At 66.5% G+C, this 18,377-nt stretch carries 13 protein-coding genes; 6 read left to right on the forward strand and 7 right to left on the reverse strand.

Annotated elements, in window-relative coordinates:
* Positions 1 to 37: 37 nt before the first annotated feature.
* Complete coding sequence (locus G4G71_RS16655) at positions 38 to 244, forward strand: hypothetical protein (RefSeq protein ID WP_169939153.1); 207 nt, start codon at positions 38 to 40, stop codon at positions 242 to 244.
* 181 nt (positions 245 to 425) lie between these two features.
* Here G4G71_RS16655 and G4G71_RS16660 read toward each other — a convergent pair whose 3' ends face one another.
* A complete protein-coding gene (locus tag G4G71_RS16660; protein ID WP_169939154.1) occupies positions 426 to 1,871 on the reverse strand; it encodes a SulP family inorganic anion transporter in 1,446 nt (481 codons plus the stop codon).
* Positions 1,872 to 1,971: 100 nt separating this feature from the next.
* Complete coding sequence (locus G4G71_RS16665) at positions 1,972 to 2,535, reverse strand: TetR/AcrR family transcriptional regulator (RefSeq protein WP_169939155.1); 564 nt, start codon at positions 2,533 to 2,535, stop codon at positions 1,972 to 1,974.
* A 170-nt stretch (positions 2,536 to 2,705) separates the two neighbouring features.
* On the opposite strand from G4G71_RS16665, the gene G4G71_RS16670 reads away from it, so the two are divergent.
* The 3 genes from G4G71_RS16670 to G4G71_RS16680 are packed head-to-tail and all read left to right on the forward strand — an operon-like array spanning position 2,706 to position 8,431.
* Positions 2,706 to 3,857 (forward strand): MexC family multidrug efflux RND transporter periplasmic adaptor subunit, encoded by a 1,152-nt coding sequence (locus G4G71_RS16670; protein WP_169939156.1) that lies wholly within the window; start codon positions 2,706 to 2,708, stop codon positions 3,855 to 3,857.
* 27 nt (positions 3,858 to 3,884) lie between these two features.
* On the forward strand, positions 3,885 to 7,016 hold the full coding sequence (locus G4G71_RS16675) for an efflux RND transporter permease subunit (RefSeq protein WP_169939157.1): 3,132 nt from the start codon (positions 3,885 to 3,887) through the stop codon (positions 7,014 to 7,016).
* A 5-nt stretch (positions 7,017 to 7,021) separates the two neighbouring features.
* Positions 7,022 to 8,431: an efflux transporter outer membrane subunit gene (locus tag G4G71_RS16680; protein ID WP_420826019.1), complete on the forward strand. Its 1,410-nt coding sequence runs from the start codon at positions 7,022 to 7,024 to the stop codon at positions 8,429 to 8,431.
* 289 nt (positions 8,432 to 8,720) lie between these two features.
* On the opposite strand, the gene G4G71_RS16685 is transcribed toward G4G71_RS16680, so the two are convergent.
* Positions 8,721 to 9,029: an NIPSNAP family protein gene (locus G4G71_RS16685; RefSeq protein ID WP_169939159.1), complete on the reverse strand. Its 309-nt coding sequence runs from the start codon at positions 9,027 to 9,029 to the stop codon at positions 8,721 to 8,723.
* 316 nt (positions 9,030 to 9,345) lie between these two features.
* On the opposite strand from G4G71_RS16685, the gene G4G71_RS16690 reads away from it, so the two are divergent.
* Positions 9,346 to 10,038 (forward strand): MgtC/SapB family protein, encoded by a 693-nt coding sequence (locus G4G71_RS16690; RefSeq protein ID WP_169939160.1) that lies wholly within the window; start codon positions 9,346 to 9,348, stop codon positions 10,036 to 10,038.
* Between the two features lie 55 nt (positions 10,039 to 10,093).
* Here G4G71_RS16690 and G4G71_RS16695 read toward each other — a convergent pair whose 3' ends face one another.
* Complete coding sequence (locus G4G71_RS16695; RefSeq protein WP_169939161.1) at positions 10,094 to 10,438, reverse strand: cupin domain-containing protein; 345 nt, start codon at positions 10,436 to 10,438, stop codon at positions 10,094 to 10,096.
* 244 nt (positions 10,439 to 10,682) lie between these two features.
* Between G4G71_RS16695 and G4G71_RS16700 the strand changes: the two genes are divergently transcribed.
* Positions 10,683 to 12,038, forward strand: coding sequence for an OprD family porin (locus G4G71_RS16700; RefSeq protein WP_169939162.1), 1,356 nt, complete (start codon positions 10,683 to 10,685; stop codon positions 12,036 to 12,038).
* A gap of 225 nt (positions 12,039 to 12,263) precedes the next feature.
* Here the strand turns inward: G4G71_RS16700 and G4G71_RS16705 are convergent, their stop codons facing one another.
* The 3 genes from G4G71_RS16705 to G4G71_RS16715 form a co-directional block, all read right to left on the reverse strand.
* Positions 12,264 to 12,980, reverse strand: a complete 717-nt coding sequence (locus G4G71_RS16705; RefSeq protein WP_169939163.1) for an SDR family NAD(P)-dependent oxidoreductase — start codon at positions 12,978 to 12,980, stop codon at positions 12,264 to 12,266.
* An 822-nt stretch (positions 12,981 to 13,802) separates the two neighbouring features.
* Positions 13,803 to 16,976, reverse strand: a complete 3,174-nt coding sequence (locus G4G71_RS16710) for a CusA/CzcA family heavy metal efflux RND transporter (protein WP_169939164.1) — start codon at positions 16,974 to 16,976, stop codon at positions 13,803 to 13,805.
* 12 nt (positions 16,977 to 16,988) lie between these two features.
* Complete coding sequence (locus G4G71_RS16715; protein WP_169939165.1) at positions 16,989 to 18,239, reverse strand: efflux RND transporter periplasmic adaptor subunit; 1,251 nt, start codon at positions 18,237 to 18,239, stop codon at positions 16,989 to 16,991.
* Positions 18,240 to 18,377 lie beyond the last annotated feature (138 nt).

Raw genomic sequence — 18,377 nt, forward strand, 5'->3', positions numbered from 1 at the left:
CTCGCTGTTTTTATTCATGCCCCTGAGGGAGAGCGCCATGCAAATCCATGACAACCAGATCCTGCGCGCCGTGCGCACCACATCCTTCAACAACGAGGTCGCCGCCGAGCTGCTTCGCGAACTGTGCTCCTGCAACGTCACCGACGAACAGGCCCGGCGCATCCGCTGCGCCGCGCGCCAACTGCTGCTGGATGCGGATGCGCTCGAATGCGTTTGGCAGGAGCTCAACGGCGAACCCGCGTAGCTTTTGCAGGAGCGAGCTTGCTCGCGAACCGCCCAGCTCCAGCGCCCCCGGATACTGCGTTCGCGAGCAAGCTCGCTCCTACAGGTTCAGGCACCCTGCTGGCAGTTGAACGTGGCGTGGAAACGGACTCCGTCCGCGATCGCCGTCAGGCCGCATCGCGGATGAAATCCTGCGCCGAAACTCAGGCGTGTTGCGCGCCGGCTCGCTTGAGCAACTGCTTGCAGCGCTCGGACAGGTGCACCACGCGCAGGTGCTTGCCAGCCTTGGCGTAGCGCTCGCGCAAGGTTATCAGCGCCGCGATGGCCGAGTAGTCGACGAAGCTCAGGTGCGCGCAGTCCAGCGTGACCTGCTGCGGGTCACCCGCCGGGTCGAACTGGTTGAGGAAGGGCGTGGTGGAGGCAAAGAACAGCGTGCCGTGGACGCGGTACAGCTTGCTGCCATCGGCTTCTTCGTGCACATCGGCGTACAGCTCGCGGGCATGCTTCCAGGCGAAATCCAGTGCCGCCAGGATGATCCCGCAGAACACGGCGGTGGCCAGATCGGTGGCGACAGTGATGGCGGTCACCGCAATGATCACCAGCACATCGCTCAGCGGCACCTTGTTCAGTACCCGCAGCGAGGCCCAGGCGAAGGTCTGCTGGGACACCACGAACATCACGCCCACCAGCGCCGCCAGCGGAATCCGCTCGATCAAGGGTGAGAGGAACAGCACGAACAGCAGGATCATCACCCCGGCGACAACGCCGGAAAGCCGACCACGGCCACCGGAGCTGAGGTTGATCACCGTCTGGCCGATCATCGCGCAGCCGCCCATGCCGCCGAATAGACCGGAAACGATGTTGGCGCCACCCAGCGCCACACACTCGCGGTCCGGGAAGCCGCGGCTCTCGGTGATCTCGTCGGTGAGGTTGAGGGTCAGCAGGGTTTCCAGGATGCCGACCATGGCCATCAGGAAGGCATAGGGCGCAATGATCCGCAGGGTATCCAGGTTCCAGGGGATGTCCGGCAGCGCGAACGGCGGCAGGCCGCCGGCGATGTGCGCCATGTCGCCCAGGGTGCGGGTCGGCAGGCCCAGCAGGTAGACCAGCAGACCCACGCCGAGGATCGCCACCAGCGCCGGCGGCACCGTGCGGGTCAGCTTCGGCAGCAGATAGACCACTGCCATGGTCAGTGCAACCAGCCCCAGCATCACATACAGCGGGTTGCCGCTGAGCCAGTGCTCGCCGTCCTTGAAATGCTCCAGTTGCGCCATGGCGATGACGATCGCCAGGCCGTTGACGAAGCCGAGCATCACCGGGTGCGGCACCATGCGCACCAGTTTGCCCAGGCGCAGCACGCCGAACAGGATCATCACCACACCACCAAGCAACACCGTGGCCAGCAGGTACTGCACGCCGTGCTGCACCACCAGTGCAACGATCACCACCGCCATCGAGCCGGCAGCGCCGGAAACCATGCCGGGACGGCCACCGAACAGTGCTGTGAGCGTGCAGAGGATGAAGGCGCCGTACAGCCCCATCAGCGGGTTGAGGTGGGCGACCAGGGCGAAGGCGATGCACTCGGGCACCAGCGCGAAGGACGTGGTGAGTCCGGCCAGGACATCGGCACGCAGGCGGGCGGGTTTCATTTAGCTACTCGGAACGGGGACTTCGAAGGGCCGGCAATGGTACGGAAAACCGCCCTGCCCAGCCACCCGCCAGTCCCGCGCCCTTCCCTGCACCGCAGGTTCAGGTAGGGGTCTTGACCAGCGCCCCGTTGAGGAACAGCTGCTCCAGCACATGGGCGGAGCTGGAGCTGGCCGCGCGGCCATAGCGCTCGGCGTCGACCATGCCGTAGAGCATGGAGAGGAAGAGTTCGGTGAACACGGCGGCGGTGATGTCGATGCGGAACCTGCCGCTCTGCTGGCCGCGCAGGAAGAAGGCATCCACCGCCTCGGTGTAGTAGCCCCAGCGCTCGGTCGTCGCCTGCATGTCGAGGTTCTCGGCGCGGTACTGGAACAGCAGGAAGTTCAGCATGTCGCGGTGCCGAAGGTGCTCTGCGATAAGTTGGCGCAGCGCCTCCAGGGGTTCTGCCTGTTGCAGCTGCGAAGCCTCGAGGATCTGCCGGATCACCACATGGCCATAGTCCTCGAGCATCTCCATCAGCCCGTCGCGGGTACCGCAGAAGCGATGCAGCGTGGCCTTGCTCACCCCCGCCGACTCCGCCAGCTCCTTGAGCGTCGCCCGCGGGCGGTCGACGATGGCGACGGCCAGCGCCTTGAGCAGACGTTCATCGTGGGCGGAGAGAGTCATTCGGGGCCTCGTGTCAGGTGGCGGATCGTCTCATTGTGCAGAAAAAGACCTCTCTTTTGAAAGGTCATGACACATTTTATACACCACGGAAGCAAATGAGACATTATTGACTCATTTTGAGTTTAAAAGGATCATACGCACCTTTCCAGATAGACAGACCCGGGTGAATCATGGGCAGGTTGCGTGCAGTAGGGACAATCAGTGCGTTGGTGGCAGCGCTGGCGCTGGCGGGTTGCGGACAATCCGGCGAACCTCAGGCGGCCGACGAAACGGCACGCCCGGTGGATGTGGTAGCGGTCGCGACCGAACCCCTCACCCTGACCTCGGAGTTGCCGGGACGCATCGAGCCGATGCGCGTCGCCGAGGTGCGGGCGCGGGTGGCGGGCATCGTGATGCAGAAGCGCTTCGAGGAAGGCGCCGACGTCAAGGCCGGTGACCTGCTGTTCCAGATCGACCCGGCGCCGCTGAAGGCCGCTGTGTCCCGCGCCGAAGGCGAACTGGCGCGCGCCCAGGCCGCGCAGCAGGAAGCCCAGGCACGGGTGAAACGCTACGAGCCGCTGGTGAAGATCGAAGCGGTCAGCCAGCAGGACTTCGACACCGCCACCGCCGACCTGCGCAGTGCCCAGGCCTCCGTGCGCTCGGCCCAGGCCGACCTGGAAACCGCGCGCTTGAACCTGGGCTACGCCTCGGTCAAGGCGCCGATCTCCGGGCGTATCGGCCGCGCGCTGGCGACCGAAGGGGCGCTGGTCGGCCAGGGTGACGCCACGCTGATGGCGCGCATCCAGCAACTCGACCCGATCTATGCCGACTTCACCCAGCCGGTGGCCGATGCCCTGCGCCTGCGTGAAGCGCTGAAGAGCGGCAACCTCCCCGCTGGCCAGAGCCAGGCGCTGAGCCTGCGCGTGGAAGGCACGCAATACGAACGCAAGGGCGAACTGCTGTTCACCGACATCTCGGTGGACCGCGGCACCGGCCAGGTTTCGCTGCGCGGCAAGTTCGACAACGCCGACGGTCTGTTGCTGCCAGGCATGTACGTGCGCGTCACCGCCCCCCAGGGTACCGACGCCAAGGCCATCCTCGTGCCGCAGCGCGCCGTGCAGCGTGCCACCGATGGAACCGCACACGTGCTGGTGATCGGTGCCGAGAGTCGTGTCGAGACGCGCCAGGTACAGACCGGCGCCATGCAGGGCGCGCGCTGGCAGATCAGCCAGGGCCTGGCCAGCGGCGACCAGGTGATAGTCGGCGGCCTCACCGGCCTGCAGCCCGGCGCCAAGGTCGAGGCCCGTCACGCCCCTGAGCAACAGCAGGCGTCGCGTCAGTAAGGCGAGCATCGTCGCGAGGAATTCCCCATGTCACTGTTCTTCATCAAGCGCCCCAACTTCGCGTGGGTGGTGGCGCTGTTCATTTCCCTGGCCGGCCTGCTGGCGATTCCGCTGCTGCCGGTTGCGCAGTACCCCAGCGTGGCGCCGCCGCAGATCACTGTCACCGCCACCTACCCCGGCGCCTCGGCGCAGGTGCTGGTGGACTCGGTCACCAGCGTGATCGAGGAGGAGCTCAACGGCGCCAAGGGCCTGCTCTACTTCGAATCCACCAGCAACTCCAACGGCATGGCCGAAGTGGTGGTCACCTTCCAGCCCGGCACTAATCCCGAGCTGGCCCAGGTGGACGTGCAGAACCGCCTGAAGAAGGCCGAGGCACGCATGCCCCAGGCCGTACTCACGCAGGGGCTGGAGGTCGAGCAGACCAGCGCCGGCTTCCTGCTGATCTACGCGCTGAATTACAAGGAAGGCTCCCAGCGCACCGATACCACCGCCCTGGGCGACTACGCCGCGCGCAACATCAACAACGAGCTGCGTCGCGTCCAGGGCGTCGGCAAGCTGCAGTTCTTCTCCTCCGAAGCCGCCATGCGCGTGTGGATCGACCCGCAGAAGCTGGTCGGCTATGGCCTCTCCATCGATGACGTGGGCAACGCCATTCGCGGGCAGAACGTGCAGGTACCGGCCGGCAGCTTCGGCGCCTCCCCCGGCAGCACCGAGCAGGAGCTGACCGCCACCCTCGCCGTGAAGGGCACCCTGGACGACCCGGCGGAGTTCGGCCGCATCGTCCTGCGCGCCAATCCGGACGGCTCCAGCGTGAAGCTGGCCGACGTGGCTCGCCTGGAAGTCGGCAGCGAAAGCTACAACTTCACCGCCCGTCTGGACGGCAAGCCCACCGTGGCCGGCGCCATCCAGCTCTCCCCCGGCGCCAACGCCCTGCAGACCGCCGCCCTGGTGAAGGAGCGCCTGGCCGAGCTGTCGGTGAACTTCCCCGACGACGTCGAGTACTCGGTGCCCTACGACACCTCGCGCTTCGTCGACGTGGCCATCGAGAAGGTCATCCACACCCTGCTCGAAGCCATGGTGCTGGTGTTCCTCGTGATGTTCCTGTTCCTGCAGAACGTGCGCTACACCCTGATCCCGGCCATCGTCGTGCCGGTGTGCCTGCTGGGCACGCTGACGATGATGTACCTGCTGGGCTTCTCGGTGAACATGATGACCATGTTCGGCATGGTGCTGGCCATCGGCATCCTGGTGGACGACGCCATCGTCGTGGTGGAGAACGTCGAGCGGATCATGGCCGAGGAAGGCCTGTCCCCGGCGAAGGCCACGGTCAAGGCGATGGGCCAGGTCTCCGGTGCGATCATCGGCATCACCCTGGTGCTCTCGGCGGTGTTCCTGCCACTGGCCTTCATGGCCGGCTCGGTGGGTGTCATCTACCAGCAGTTCTCCCTGTCGCTGGCGGTGTCGATCCTGTTCTCCGGCTTCCTCGCCCTGACCTTCACCCCGGCGCTGTGCGCCACGCTGCTCAAGCCGATCCCGGCAGGCCATCACGAGAAGCGCGGCTTCTTCGGCGCCTTCAACCGTGGCTTCACGCGCCTGACCGAGCGCTACACGCGGCTCAACAGCGCGCTGGTGAAACGCGCCGGGCGCTACATGCTGATCTACGCCGGCATCCTCGCCCTGCTCGGCTACAGCTACCTGCGCCTGCCGGAATCCTTCGTGCCGGTGGAAGACCAGGGCTACATGATCGTCGACATCCAGCTGCCGCCGGGCGCCACCCGCGCGCGGGCCGACGTCACCGGCCAGGAGCTGGAGAAGTTCCTCGCTTCGCGTGAAGCCGTGGCCTCGTCCTTCCTGGTGATGGGCTTCAGCTTCTCCGGGATGGGCGAGAACGCCGCGCTGGCCTTCCCGACCCTGAAGGACTGGTCCGTGCGCGACAAGTCGCAGTCGGCCGAGGCGGAAACCGCCGCGGTGAACGAGCGTTTCGCCGGCATCAGCGACGGCGCGATCATGGCCGTGACCCCGCCGCCGATCGACGGCCTGGGCAACTCCGGTGGCTTCTCGCTGCGCCTGCAGGACCGCGCCGGCCTCGGCCGCGAGGCACTGCTGGCGGCCCGCGACCAGTTGCTCGGACAGGCCAACGGCAACTCGAAGATCCTCTACGCGATGATGGAAGGTCTCGCCGAGGCGCCGCAGCTGCGCGTCGAGATCGACCGCGAGAAGGCACGCACCCTGGGTGTCAGCTTCGAGTCCATCAGCAGTGCGCTGTCCACTGCCTTCGGCTCCTCGGTGATCAACGACTTCGCCAACGCCGGCCGCCAGCAACGTGTGGTGGTGCAGGCCGAACAGGGCGACCGGATGACCCCGGAAGCCGTGCTCAAGCTCTACGTGCCCAATGCCAGCGGCGAACTGGTGCCGCTGTCCGCCTTCGTCAGCACCCGCTGGGAAGAAGGCCCGGTGCAGCTGGCGCGCTACAACGGTTACCCGTCGATCCGTATCGCCGGCGACGCCGCACCCGGTGTGAGTACCGGCGAAGCCATGGCCGAGATGCAGCGCCTGGCCTCCGAGCTGCCGGCCGGCATCGGCTACGAGTGGACTGGCCTGTCCTACCAGGAGAAGGTAGCCAGCGGCCAGGCCAGCCAGCTGTTCGCCCTCGCCATCCTCGTAGTGTTCCTGCTGCTGGTGGCGCTCTACGAGAGCTGGGCGATCCCGCTGTCGGTGATGCTCATCGTGCCCATCGGCGCCCTCGGCGCGGTATTGGCGGTCACGGTCACCGGGCTGCCCAACGACGTGTACTTCAAGGTCGGCCTGATCACCGTCATCGGCCTCGCAGCGAAGAACGCGATCCTCATCGTCGAGTTCGCCAAGGAGCTCTGGGAACAGGGCCACAGCCTGCGCGACGCCGCCATCCAGGCCGCGCGCCTGCGCTTCCGCCCGATCATCATGACCTCCATGGCCTTCATCCTCGGCGTGGTGCCGCTGGTGGTCGCCAGCGGCGCCGGCGCAGCGAGCCAGCGCGCCCTGGGTACCGGGGTGATCGGCGGGATGCTCAGCGCCACGCTGCTGGGGGTGATCTTCGTGCCCATCTGCTTCGTCTGGCTGCTGTCGCTGCTGCGTCGCCAACCTAAACCTGCGCAACAACCGTCGGAGGTCGCGCAATGACCGCCCTGCATAAACCTGCCTGCGCCTTGCTGCTGGCGCTGAGCCTGGCCGGCTGCTCGATGGCGCCCACCTACGAACGCCCCGAAGCACCGGTGGCGTCGAGCTGGAACAGCCCGGCCGCGAAGACCGGCCAGGCCGCCAGTAACCTCGACTGGCAGACCTTCATCGTCGACAGCGAGCTGCGCAATCTGGTGGGCGTCGCCCTGGACAACAACCGCTCGCTGCGCCAGACCCTGCTGGACATCGAACAGGCCCGCGCGCAGTACCGCATCCAGCGTTCGGAGCGCGTGCCGGGGCTGAACGCCGCGGCCAACGGCAATCGCCAGCGGCTGCCGGGCGATCTGTCCAACACCGGTAGCTCGGCGGTGAGCAGCAGCTATCAGGTCGGCCTCGCACTGCCCGAGTACGAGCTGGACCTGTTCGGCCGGGTGAAGAGCCTGACCGACGCCGCGCTGGAGCAATACCTCTCCACCGAGGCAGCCGCCCGCAGCGCGCGCATCGCACTGATCGCCGAGGTCAGCCAGGCCTATCTCACCTATGACGGTGCACAGCGCCGTCTGCAGCTCACCGAGCAGACCCTGGCCAGCCGCGAGGATTCGCTCGGCCTGATCAGCCAACGGCGCTCGGCGGGTGCGGCCACCGCGCTGGACTACCAGGAAGCGCTGGGGCTGGTCGAGCAGTCGCGCGCCGAGCTGGAAAGCAATGCCCGGCAGAAACAGCAGGCGCTCAATGCCCTGGTGCTGCTGCTCGGTACCGCCGATGCGGCCAAGCGCATCCCGCAGCTGCCGCAGGACAAACCGATGCTGATCCAGGACATCGCCCCCGGCACGCCTTCGGAGCTGATCGAGCGGCGCCCGGACATCCTCGCCGCCGAGCACGTGCTCAAGGCGCGCAACGCCGACATTGGCGCAGCCCGCGCGGCGTTCTTCCCGCGCATCAGCCTGACCGGCAGCTTCGGTACGTCCAGTGCGGAAATGTCCGGGTTGTTCGACGGTGGCTCGCGTTCGTGGAGTTTCGTGCCGACCCTGTCGCTGCCGATCTTCGACGCGGGGCGCAACAGCGCCAACCTCGACCTGGCCAAGGTGCGCAAGGACTCCGCCGTGGCCGCCTACGAAGGGACCATCCAGACGGCGTTCCGCGAAGTCGCCGACGCGCTCGCGGCGACCGACACCCTGCGCCGCGAGGAAGCGGCACGCCGCGCACTGGCCAACACCACCAACGAGACGCTGAAGCTGGCCAAGGCGCGCTATGAAGGCGGCGTGGACAGCCACCTGCGCTACCTCGACGCGCAGCGCAGCAACTTCGTCAACGAGTCGGCCTACATCGAGACCAGCACCCAGCGGCAGATTGCGCTGGTGGACCTGTTCCGCGCCCTCGGCGGTGGCTGGAGCGGCGAGGTAACGGCGCGGCGCTGATTCACCACCTTGGTTCCGCTTCACGTAGGGCGCATAACCCGGAACGGGTTATCCGCCGCCATGGCGGATAACGCCTCCGGCGTTATGCGCCCTACGATGCTGCTCCTCTGCCGGCAGATGGCGATCGCGGACAGAGTCCGCTCCTACCGAACCTGATACCCGTGTAGGAGCGGACTTCGTCCGCGATGAGTCCAGTCACGGGATACCGGCCGAATGACTCCGTGCCCGCTCCTACAGGGTGCTCCACCGGCAAGGCCGACGCATGGCGAACAGCTATTTCGCAGACTGATCAGCCGCCGAACACTGGCCGGAAGAAACTCCGCTCGTAGCTGAGGATGCAGCGAGTTTCCTCGGCGTAGCGGAACGCGGCCTGGCAGTCGGCATCGTCCATGGACTGCTGCCGGTAGCGCTCGTAGTCGGCCAGGCTGGGGAAGGTGAACATCGCCAGGGCAATGTTGCTGGCCCCTTCGGAGGGCAGGAAGTAGCCGTGGTGCTGGCCGCCGAAGCGTTCCACCAGCGGAATCCACAACCGGCCGTAATGTTCGAACTCCTTGAGCTTGTACGGGTCCAGCACGTAGCGCAGGTAACAGGTGACCATCTTGCCAACTCTCTTCCGGTGAAAGGGACCGCCACTCTACCCATTCCCCACCCGAACGCCCAAACCGGTCGCATCCGCCACGCCGCGCATTTGTGGGAGCGAGCTTGCTCGCGGACCGCTCAACGCCGGAGTTGCCGGCAGCGGCATTCGCGAGCAGGAACCAGGCGCGCCCTCGCTCTGCAGGCTGCTGCCACCCTGCGCAACATCAGCCTGCAACACTGCGCGGCCCGGTAGACTGGCCGTATCTTCAACCATCGCAGGGGGCACGCACCCTCCCCACGGGCGCCGGCGCAAGGCCGGCGCGGAGCACAACGGCATGTACTTCGACATCATCCTCGACCTCTTCGCAGCGCTCTGCTTCGGCGCGCTGATCGGCATGGAGCGCCAGTGGCGTCAGCGCTTCACCGGGGTCGCCACCCACGGGCTGGTCTCCCTCGGCGCCGCTACCTTCGCCACCCTGCCCTTCCTCATGGGCGCGGAGGACCAGGTGGTGCGCATGTCGGCACAGGTGGTCACCGGCATCGGCTTCCTCGGCGCCGGCGTGATCATGCGCGACGGCCTCAGCGTGCGCGGCCTGAGTACCGCGGCGACGATCTGGTGCACCGGGGCGGTGGGCGTGCTGGCCGGCAGCGGCTTCCTCGCGGCAGCGCTGGTCGCCACCCTGCTGATTGTGCTGTGCAACCTGACACTGCCCTCGGTGACACGCTGGATCCAGCGTCACGCGCAGATAGAACCGAGCAGCGAGCGCTACTACACGGTCGAGGCCGTCACCGAGGCCCACCAGGAAGCGCTGGTGCGTTCCACCCTGCTACGCCGCCTGAGTGCCAACGGCCTGGCCCTGCAAAGCCTGGAGAGCCACGCGCGCAAGACCGGCGGCGAAGTGGAGGTGGCCGCGCTGGTATTGGCCCCCAGCGACAAGGACAGTCTGCTGGAAGCCCTGGTCGGCGAACTGGCACTGGCGCCCTATGTATCGGCGACCAGCTGGTCGGTCAGCGACGGCCCGCAGTGAGCCGTCCAATACGCAAAAAGGGAGCCTGTCGGCTCCCTTTTTCATACCCGCGTGGTCAGGCGAAGACGAAGTACTTGCGAACCGTCTCCACCACTTCCCAGGTGCCCTTCATGCCCGGCTCGATGACGAAGACATCGCCGGCGCGCAGATGGATCGGCTGCTCGCCCTCGGGGGTGATGACGCAGTAGCCGTCGAGGAAATGGCAGTACTCCCACTTCTCGTAGTTCACCTCGAACTTGCCGGGGGTGCAGATCCAGGTGCCCATGATCTTGCTGCCGTCCGCCGACAGGTAGGCGTTGAGGTTGACGGTGTGCGGGTCACCGCCGATGCGTTGCCACCTGGTGGCATCCAGCACGGGCGTCGGGCAGGTGTCGCGCAGCACGGTAATGAAATCGGACATGTCGGCTCCAGATCGTTTCGGTGAGGGTTCGCCACCCTAGGCATCGACCGCCGGGAACGATTGCCTGGTTCCGACATCGGTTTGCCTGCCAGCGCTGCCCCGCCGCTACCTGACAGATTTGTCATCCGCCGCTCACCGGGTCGTTATCCACGCTCCTACACGATGCCCGTGGCCCTCGCCACGCCTGGGCGAAAACAACAACAGCAGGCGGTAACCAAACCACCCTGCCCTTGGGAGCACATCCATGTATCGCACGCATCAAAAGTACCGACACAAGTTCCCGCTGGCGGCTTCGCTGCTGGCACTGGGGGTCGCTTCGCCGACCGTCTTCGCCGCGGCGAAAACCGAAGAGAAGCCCGAAGGCTTCATCGAAGGCGCCAGCCTGGAAATCCTCAACCGCAACCTCTACTTCAACCGCGACGCCCGCCATGGCCAGTCCGTACCGCCGCGCGGCAACGGCTACTCGGAAGTCTGGGCGCACGGGATCATCGGCAGGTTCGAATCCGGCTTCACCCAGGGCACGGTCGGCGTCGGGGTGGACGCCTTCGCCATGCTAGGCTTCCAGCTCGATACCGGTGACGGTCGCAACGGCGCCGGCAGTTCGGTGGATGTGCTGCCCACCGACAACGACGGCCGCACCGAAAGCGACTACTCCAAGGCCGGCGGCGCGGCCAAGGTGCGCCTGTGGGACACGGTGCTGAAGGTCGGCGACGTGTTCCCGGAGACACCCGTGGTGCACTACGGCGACTCGCGCCTGCTGCCCGAATCCTTCCGTGGTTTCACCCTGCAGAACACCAGCCTCGAAGGCCTGACCCTGCAGGGTGGCCGCCTGCACTCCATGAGCCAGCCGCAATCACGGCAGATGGACGACGGCTTCGCCACCTTCTACGCCGGCCCGGTGGATTCGTCCTGGCTTGCCTACGGCGGCGGTGACTACGCGATCAATGACAATGCCAGCGTCAGCCTCTACAGCAGCCGCCTGAAGGACGCCTGGAACCAGTACTACTTCGGCACCGCGCTGAACTTCCCGCTCAGCGAGGCGGTGGAGCTGTTCGGCGGCTTCAACTACTACAAGTCGCAGGACGAGGGGCGCGAGCTGCTCGGCGAGTTCAACACCAATATCTGGAGCGCCAGCGCCGGGCTGCACTTCGGCGCCCACCGCATCGCCGTCAGCCACCAGCGCAACAACGGCAACAACGACTTCGACTACCTGCGCCAGGCCGACTCGATCTACCTCGACAACTCCATCCAGTACAGCGACTTCAACTCGCCGAAGGAGCGCTCCTGGATGGTCCGCTATGACCTCGACATGGCTACCTACGGCGTGCCCGGCCTGAGCTTCATGACCCGCTACGCACGCGGTTCCGACGCCGACTATTCCAATGCCAACGCCGTGTACATGCGCCGGGACGACAACGGCGACCCGCTGACCGACCAGAAGCGCTGGGAGCGCGACATCGAGGCCAAGTACGTATTCCAGGAAGGCCAGCTCAAGGACCTGTCCCTGCGCGTACGCCAGGCAACGACTCGCGCCACCGCCTTCGAATCGGACCTGGACGAAGTGCGGCTGATCATCGAATACCCGCTGGCCGTGCTGTAGGGCCGGCGCCTGGCGGGCGGATGACGGAATTGTCAGCTGCGCATCAGCCTGCCGTTAGGCGCCCCTGGGTATAACGGAAGGCATCACCGCCCCCCAAGGCTTCTGGTGATGATTTCCCCCGCAAGACTGCTCCGCTTCCTGGCGCTCCACGTGCCCCTTTGGAGGAAGAGGAACCCTCGGCGCCCGCAAGGGCGCCTTTTTTCGTGCAGCCTGGAAGGTGCGATGTCAGAAGCGCTCGTCTCGAATCGCCGGCAGGATCAGCTCGCGGACGAACGAAGCTCCCGAAAGCTGCAACAACGCATCGACCATTCGCACCACATCATGCACTGGAACCTGATGGCCTCCTCCTCGGCGAGCGGCATCCGCCAAGGGCGTGGTCAGCGGATCATCGGTGTTCAGGTAACCCAGCTGGAGCACGCTCACCGCCAGCCTTCTGTCCCTGAAGCCCTCGCGCAACGCATCGGCCATGCCATTGAGGGCAAACTTCGAAGCACCGAAGGCCACCTCGGGACGTCCGCTCTGGCGCAAGCCGGATGTCGACCCGGTCAGGATCAGTTGCGGCCGTGACGAGTCCAGCAGCCTGGGAACCAGACGCCTGAGCAGGAACAGCGTGGCGGTGATGTTCACGTCGACCAGCCTGCCGATGGACTCATCGGAATCGGTGAGGAAGCAATAGCGTTCGCTGAAGGCCTCCTCTTCCCAGATGCCGACATTGCAGATCAATACATCCAGCTCGGCAGGCGCCTGCGCTTCGATGGCTGACGCGGCCTCTCCGGCGACCGACAGGTCGGCTTCGATCCACTCGAGCTGGACGCCTTCAGCGGCCGCCAATGACTCCGGCTGCCTGCGCGACACGCCCACCACGGTATCGCCCGGCCGTCCCAGACCCTCGGCCAGCGCGCGGCCCAGCCCCCGGCTCGCGCCGACAATCATGATGTTCATCGAACGTCTCCCCAGCGCCTGCCTGTCCAGTGTGCTTTTGCGCAGGGGTGGATTCGCCACCGCGCAAAGGTTCGGGGCGGACTCTAAAACCTCAACCTAGCCTGAGGTCAATAGAAGCAATCGCCCAGAGATGGGCCGGAATTGCTGCGCGGAGTTCGTTGTTCCGCTTGGAGCGAGGAATAGGCGGGATAGCCAGCGAACAGGCTGGAAGACTGCCAGTCGCATCGGCAGTCTGGTGCACAGGCGGACAAGTCTGTGTACCGAAAGAAAGCACGTCTCCGACTGCTACGGCCAGGAGCGAGCGGCAGCGCTGGAAATGACATCCGACCGCTGGCGGGCCGACAAAGTGGGATTGATCCGTGCGATGCCTGGGGCGGGCATTTTCAGGAGCCCACACCAGGCATCCGCCACGGTTACCGCCGCTCTTTCGAGTCGTCCTCCGGGCGGTCGTTTTTCTCATGGGGCTCTTCGATCACGGGGCCTGGACGCGCAGGATCAGGCTCGTCCTTGCGCACCGGTGTCCTGGGCGGCCTTTCGCCCGGCTTGTCGTGTTCGGCGATCGGCCCCGGCCGAGGCTCGGGTACAATTTCCTCTTTCACGCTGCATCTCCCGGGACAGTCCTGCCCCTGTACGCTGGTGGCTCGGGGCACAGGCAGGCGGCCAGAGCCGCTGCCACCCCTCTGCCGGACAGAGCGTCGGAGTGGCGGACGCTCCATCGATGGAAACATCCCGGCCGGGATAGTTCAGAGCATTTCCCGACCGTACATCCGCCCGTTCCTCCAGAACCTTGTGCCGCACGGCAGTGTTCCTCGCGGCGACTCGCTAGCGACCGAGGCCAGCTCCCTCCCGCTGCACCCGGGCATCCTCATCCCGCCGATGCATCCATCGATACAACGCCGGCAGCACCAGCAGCGTCAACGTGGTCGATGAGAGGATGCCGCCGATCACCACAGTCGCCAGCGGCCGCTGCACTTCCGCACCCGTGCCGGTGGCCAGGGCCATGGGCACGAAGCCCAGCGAGGCCACCAGCGCGGTCATCAGTACCGGGCGCAAGCGGGTCAGCGCCCCCTCGCGGATCGCCGCGTCGAGGCCACGCCCCTCCTCCCGCAGGCTGCGGATGAAGGAGATCATCACCAGGCCATTGAGTACCGCCACGCCGGACAGCGCGATGAAACCGACGCCTGCCGAGATCGACAGCGGAATATCCCGCAGCCACAGCGCGACCACCCCACCGGTGAGGGCAAAGGGAATCCCGGTGAAAACCACCAGCCCGTCGCGCACGTTGTTGAACATCATCAGCAGCAACGTGAACACCAGCAGCAGCGCCACCGGCACCACGATCTGCAAACGCTGCGCCGCCGACTGCAACTGCTCGAACTGGCCGCCCCAGGTCGTCCAGTAGCCGGCCTGCAGCTTCACCTGCTGCTCGATGTTGCCGCTCGCCTCGGCGACGAACGAACCGATATCCCGCCCGCGCACGTTGGCGCTCACGACCACCAGGCGCTTGCCGTTCTCGCGGCTGACCTGGTTCGGCCCCTGCACCAGTTCCAGGCGTGCCACTTCGCCCAGGGTGATGAAGCCGATGCGCGAATCCGTGGCATTGGCCGGGGCCGGCACCGGGATGAGCATGCGCGACAGGGCGTCGATGTCGCTGCGCAGGCTTTCCGGCAGGCGCACGATCAGGTCGAAGCGGCGGTCGCCCTCGAACAGCGTACCCGCCTCGCGACCACCGATGGCCACGGAGACGTTGTCCTGGATGTCGCCGACATTCAGCCCGTAACGCGCGGCACGCTGGCGGTCGATGTTCACGGTGAGCACCGGCAAGCCGCTGGTCTGCTCGACCTTCACCTCGGACGAGCCCTGCACCTGGCGCAGCACGCCGGCAATCTGCTCGGCGGTCTGGTTCAGGACCTCCATGTCGTCGCCGAAGACCTTCACCGCCACGTCGCTGCGCACCCCGGAAATCAACTCGTTGAAGCGCAGCTGGATCGGTTGCGACAGTTCATAGGCGCTGCCCGGCACGCCATTGGCGGCCTCCTGGATTTCCGCTTCCAGCTGCGCGCGGCTCTTCTTCGGATCGGGCCACTGCTCCTTGGGTTTCAACATCACGTAGGCGTCGGAGATGTTCGGCGGCATCGGGTCGGAGGCGATCTCCGCGGTACCGGTGCGGCTGAACATGCGTTGCACCTCCGGCACCTTGTCCAGCACCTGGCGCTCCAGGGCCTCCTGCATGGCCACCGATTGCGACAGGCTGGTGCCCGGCGTGCGCAGCGATTGCAAGGCGAAGTCGCCCTCGCCCAGGCTGGGCACGAACTCGCTGCCCATGCGGCTGGCCAGCAGGCCGGAGAGCAGCACCAGCACCGCGGCGCAGGAGAACACCAGCGCGCGCCGCGCCATCACCCAGTCCAGCACCGGTTCATAGGCGCGGCGCGCGCCACGCATGAGCAGGTTTTCCTCTTCCTTCACCTTGCCGCTGATGAACAGCGCGATGGCCGCCGGCACGAAGGTCACCGAGAGGATCATCGCGCCCAGCAACGCCAGCACCACGGTGAAGGCCATGGGGTGGAACATTTTTCCCTCGACGCCGGTAAGGGCGAAGATCGGCAGGTACACCACCATGATGATCAATTGCCCGTAGATCAGCGCGCGGCGCGCTTCCTTCGACGCGGCGAAGACTTCGTGCATCCGCTCGCTGCGGGTCAGCAGGCGGCCGTGGTGCTGCTGTGCGTGGGCCAGGCGGCGGATGGCGTTCTCCACTATCACCACGGCGCCATCGACGATGATGCCGAAGTCCAGCGCGCCGAGGCTCATCAGGTTGGCGCTGATGCGGTTGCTGAACATGCCGGTGAAGGTGAACAGCATCGCCAGCGGGATCACCATGGCGGTGATCAGCGCCGCGCGGATATTGCCCAGGAACAGGAAGAGTACCGCCACCACCAGGATCGCGCCCTCGGTGAGGTTGCGCTTGACCGTGGCGATGGCCTTGTCGACCAGTTGCGTACGGTCATAGACGGTCACCGCCTTGACCCCGGCCGGCAGCGTGCGGTTGATCTCGTCCAGCTTGGCCGCGGCGGCCTTGGCGACGGTGCGGCTATTTTCGCCGATCAGCATGAACACCGTGCCGAGCACCACTTCGCGGCCATCCTCGGTGGCGGCGCCGGTGCGCAGCTCGCGGCCCAGGTCGACCTCGGCGACATTGCGCAGGCGGATCGGCGTGCCGTCGACATTGGCCACGACGATGTTGGCGATGTCCTGCAGGCTTCCCACCTGCCCCGGCGCGCGCACCAGCAGCTGCTCGCCGTTGCGCTCGATGTAGCCGGCGCCGACGTTGGCGTTGTTGCGCTCCAGCGCGGCGATCACATCGGCCAGGGTCAGCCGATACGCGGCCAGCCGGCGGGTATCCGGGGCAACCTGGAACTGCTTGGCGAAGCCGCCGATGGTGTTCACCTCGGCCACGCCCGGCACGTTGCGCAATTGCGGCTTTATCACCCAGTCCTGGATCACCCGCAGGTCGGTCGGCGTGTACTCGCTGCCGTCCTCCTTGCGCGCGCCCGGCTCGGCCTCGATGGTCCACAGGAAGATCTCGCCCAGGCCGGTGGAGATCGGCCCCATGGCCGACTCGACGCCCTCGGGGAGTTGCTCGCGCGCCTGCTGCAGGCGTTCGTTGACCAGTTGGCGGGCGAAGAACAGGTCGGTACCGTCCCTGAAGATCACCGTCACCTGCGACAGCCCCGAGCGCGAAATCGAGCGCGTCTGCTGCAGGCCCGGCAAGCCGGCCATGGCGGTTTCCACCGGGTAGGTGATGCGCTGCTCGGTCTCCAGCGGCGTGAAGCCCGGCGCCGAAGTGTTGACCTGCACCTGCACGTTGGTGATGTCGGGCACCGCGTCGATGGGCAGCTTCTGGTAGCTGGCGATACCCAGGCCGGCCATGCCGAGGACGGCGAGCAGCACCAGGTAGCGCTGCTCGATGGCGAAACGAATGATGCGTTCGAACATGCTGGCGCCCCGTCAGTGAGCGTGGGACGCCGAGCTCTTGCCCAGCTCCGACTTGAGAATGAAGCTGCCTTCGGCCGCCACCTGATCACCCGCCGAGAGTCCCGCCAGCACTTCTACCTGGCCGGCGCTGCGCAGCCCAAGGTTGACCGGGCGCGGGTCGAAGCCTTCGGCGTTGCGCACGAATACGCTCGGCTGGCCCTCCACCTCCTGGACGGCCTGCTCCGGCACCGCGACCGGCACCTGGCGTGCCGAGCTGCTGACCCGCACGTTGACGAACAGGCCCGGGCGCCAGGCGCCATCGGGATTGGCCAGGGTCACGCGGGCCACCGCGCTGCGGGTCTGCTCGCCGAGCAGGTTGCCGACGTAACTCACGCGACCGTCGACCTGCATGCCCAGGTCCGCCGCTTCAACCCGTGCCGGCTTGCCCACCTGAACCCGCGCAAGGTCCTGCGGCGCGACACTGAAGCTGGCCCAGACCCGCGACAGATCGGACAGCGTGAACGCCGCCGTGGTCTCGCTGACCACTTCGCCGGGCACCAGGTGCTTCTCCACCACCACGCCATCGAACGGCGCCCGCAGCTCGTAGCGATTGCCGCCGGCGCTGGCCGACACGCCGCTCAAAGCGTTGGTCTTCTGCTGCGCATTGGCCAGGGCGATGCGGGCTTCCTCCAGGTCCTGGCGGGCCTGGAGATAATCCTGCTCGGCGGAGATCTTCTCCTGCCACAGCTCGCGTTCGCGTTCGAAGGTCTTGCTCGCCAGGCTCGCCCGGCGCTGGGCGGCGGCCAGCTCGCTGCGCAACTCGGATACCTGCTGGCTGGCGATCACTGCCAGCAGCTCGCCCTTCTTCACGTTCTGCCCGAGTTCAACCGCCACCGCCTCAACGACTCCCGGCGTGCGCGGTACGACATGGGCAGTGCGGTCCTGGTCGAAGCCGATCTCCCCGGGCAGGCTGAATGCTTCGTCCAGCGCCTTTGGGCCGGCCGTGGCCAGTTGGATACCGGCAGCTTCGATCTGTGCCGGGCTCAGATGCAGGCCTTGCTCTTCGGTTTCGGCTTCCTGGGCGGCGTGATGCTCAGTGTCGGCATGGCTCGCCGCTTCAGCATGACGGGTCGGCGCCGCGCTGTTGTGGTGCTCTCCGTCCGCGTGGGTCGCATCGTCGAGGTGGTTGCCGCCGGTCTGTTCGCTGCCCATCCAGGCATAGGCGCTGACGCCCAGCGCAGAGGCCAGCAGCACGGCGGCGGCGAGAGGGGTTTTGTTGATCATGGAAGCTCCGGGAAATATCCGCCGGCGCCGCGCCGTGGCGCTGGCACCGCAAGGTGATGGAGGGTGCTGAAGAGGTCGTGGACGCACCAATGCACCGGCAGGCCCACGGTCGGCGCAGCGGCAGACGGCGTCAGGGTC

The organism is Pseudomonas multiresinivorans (assembly GCF_012971725.1).
Lineage (GTDB): Bacteria > Pseudomonadota > Gammaproteobacteria > Pseudomonadales > Pseudomonadaceae > Pseudomonas > Pseudomonas multiresinivorans.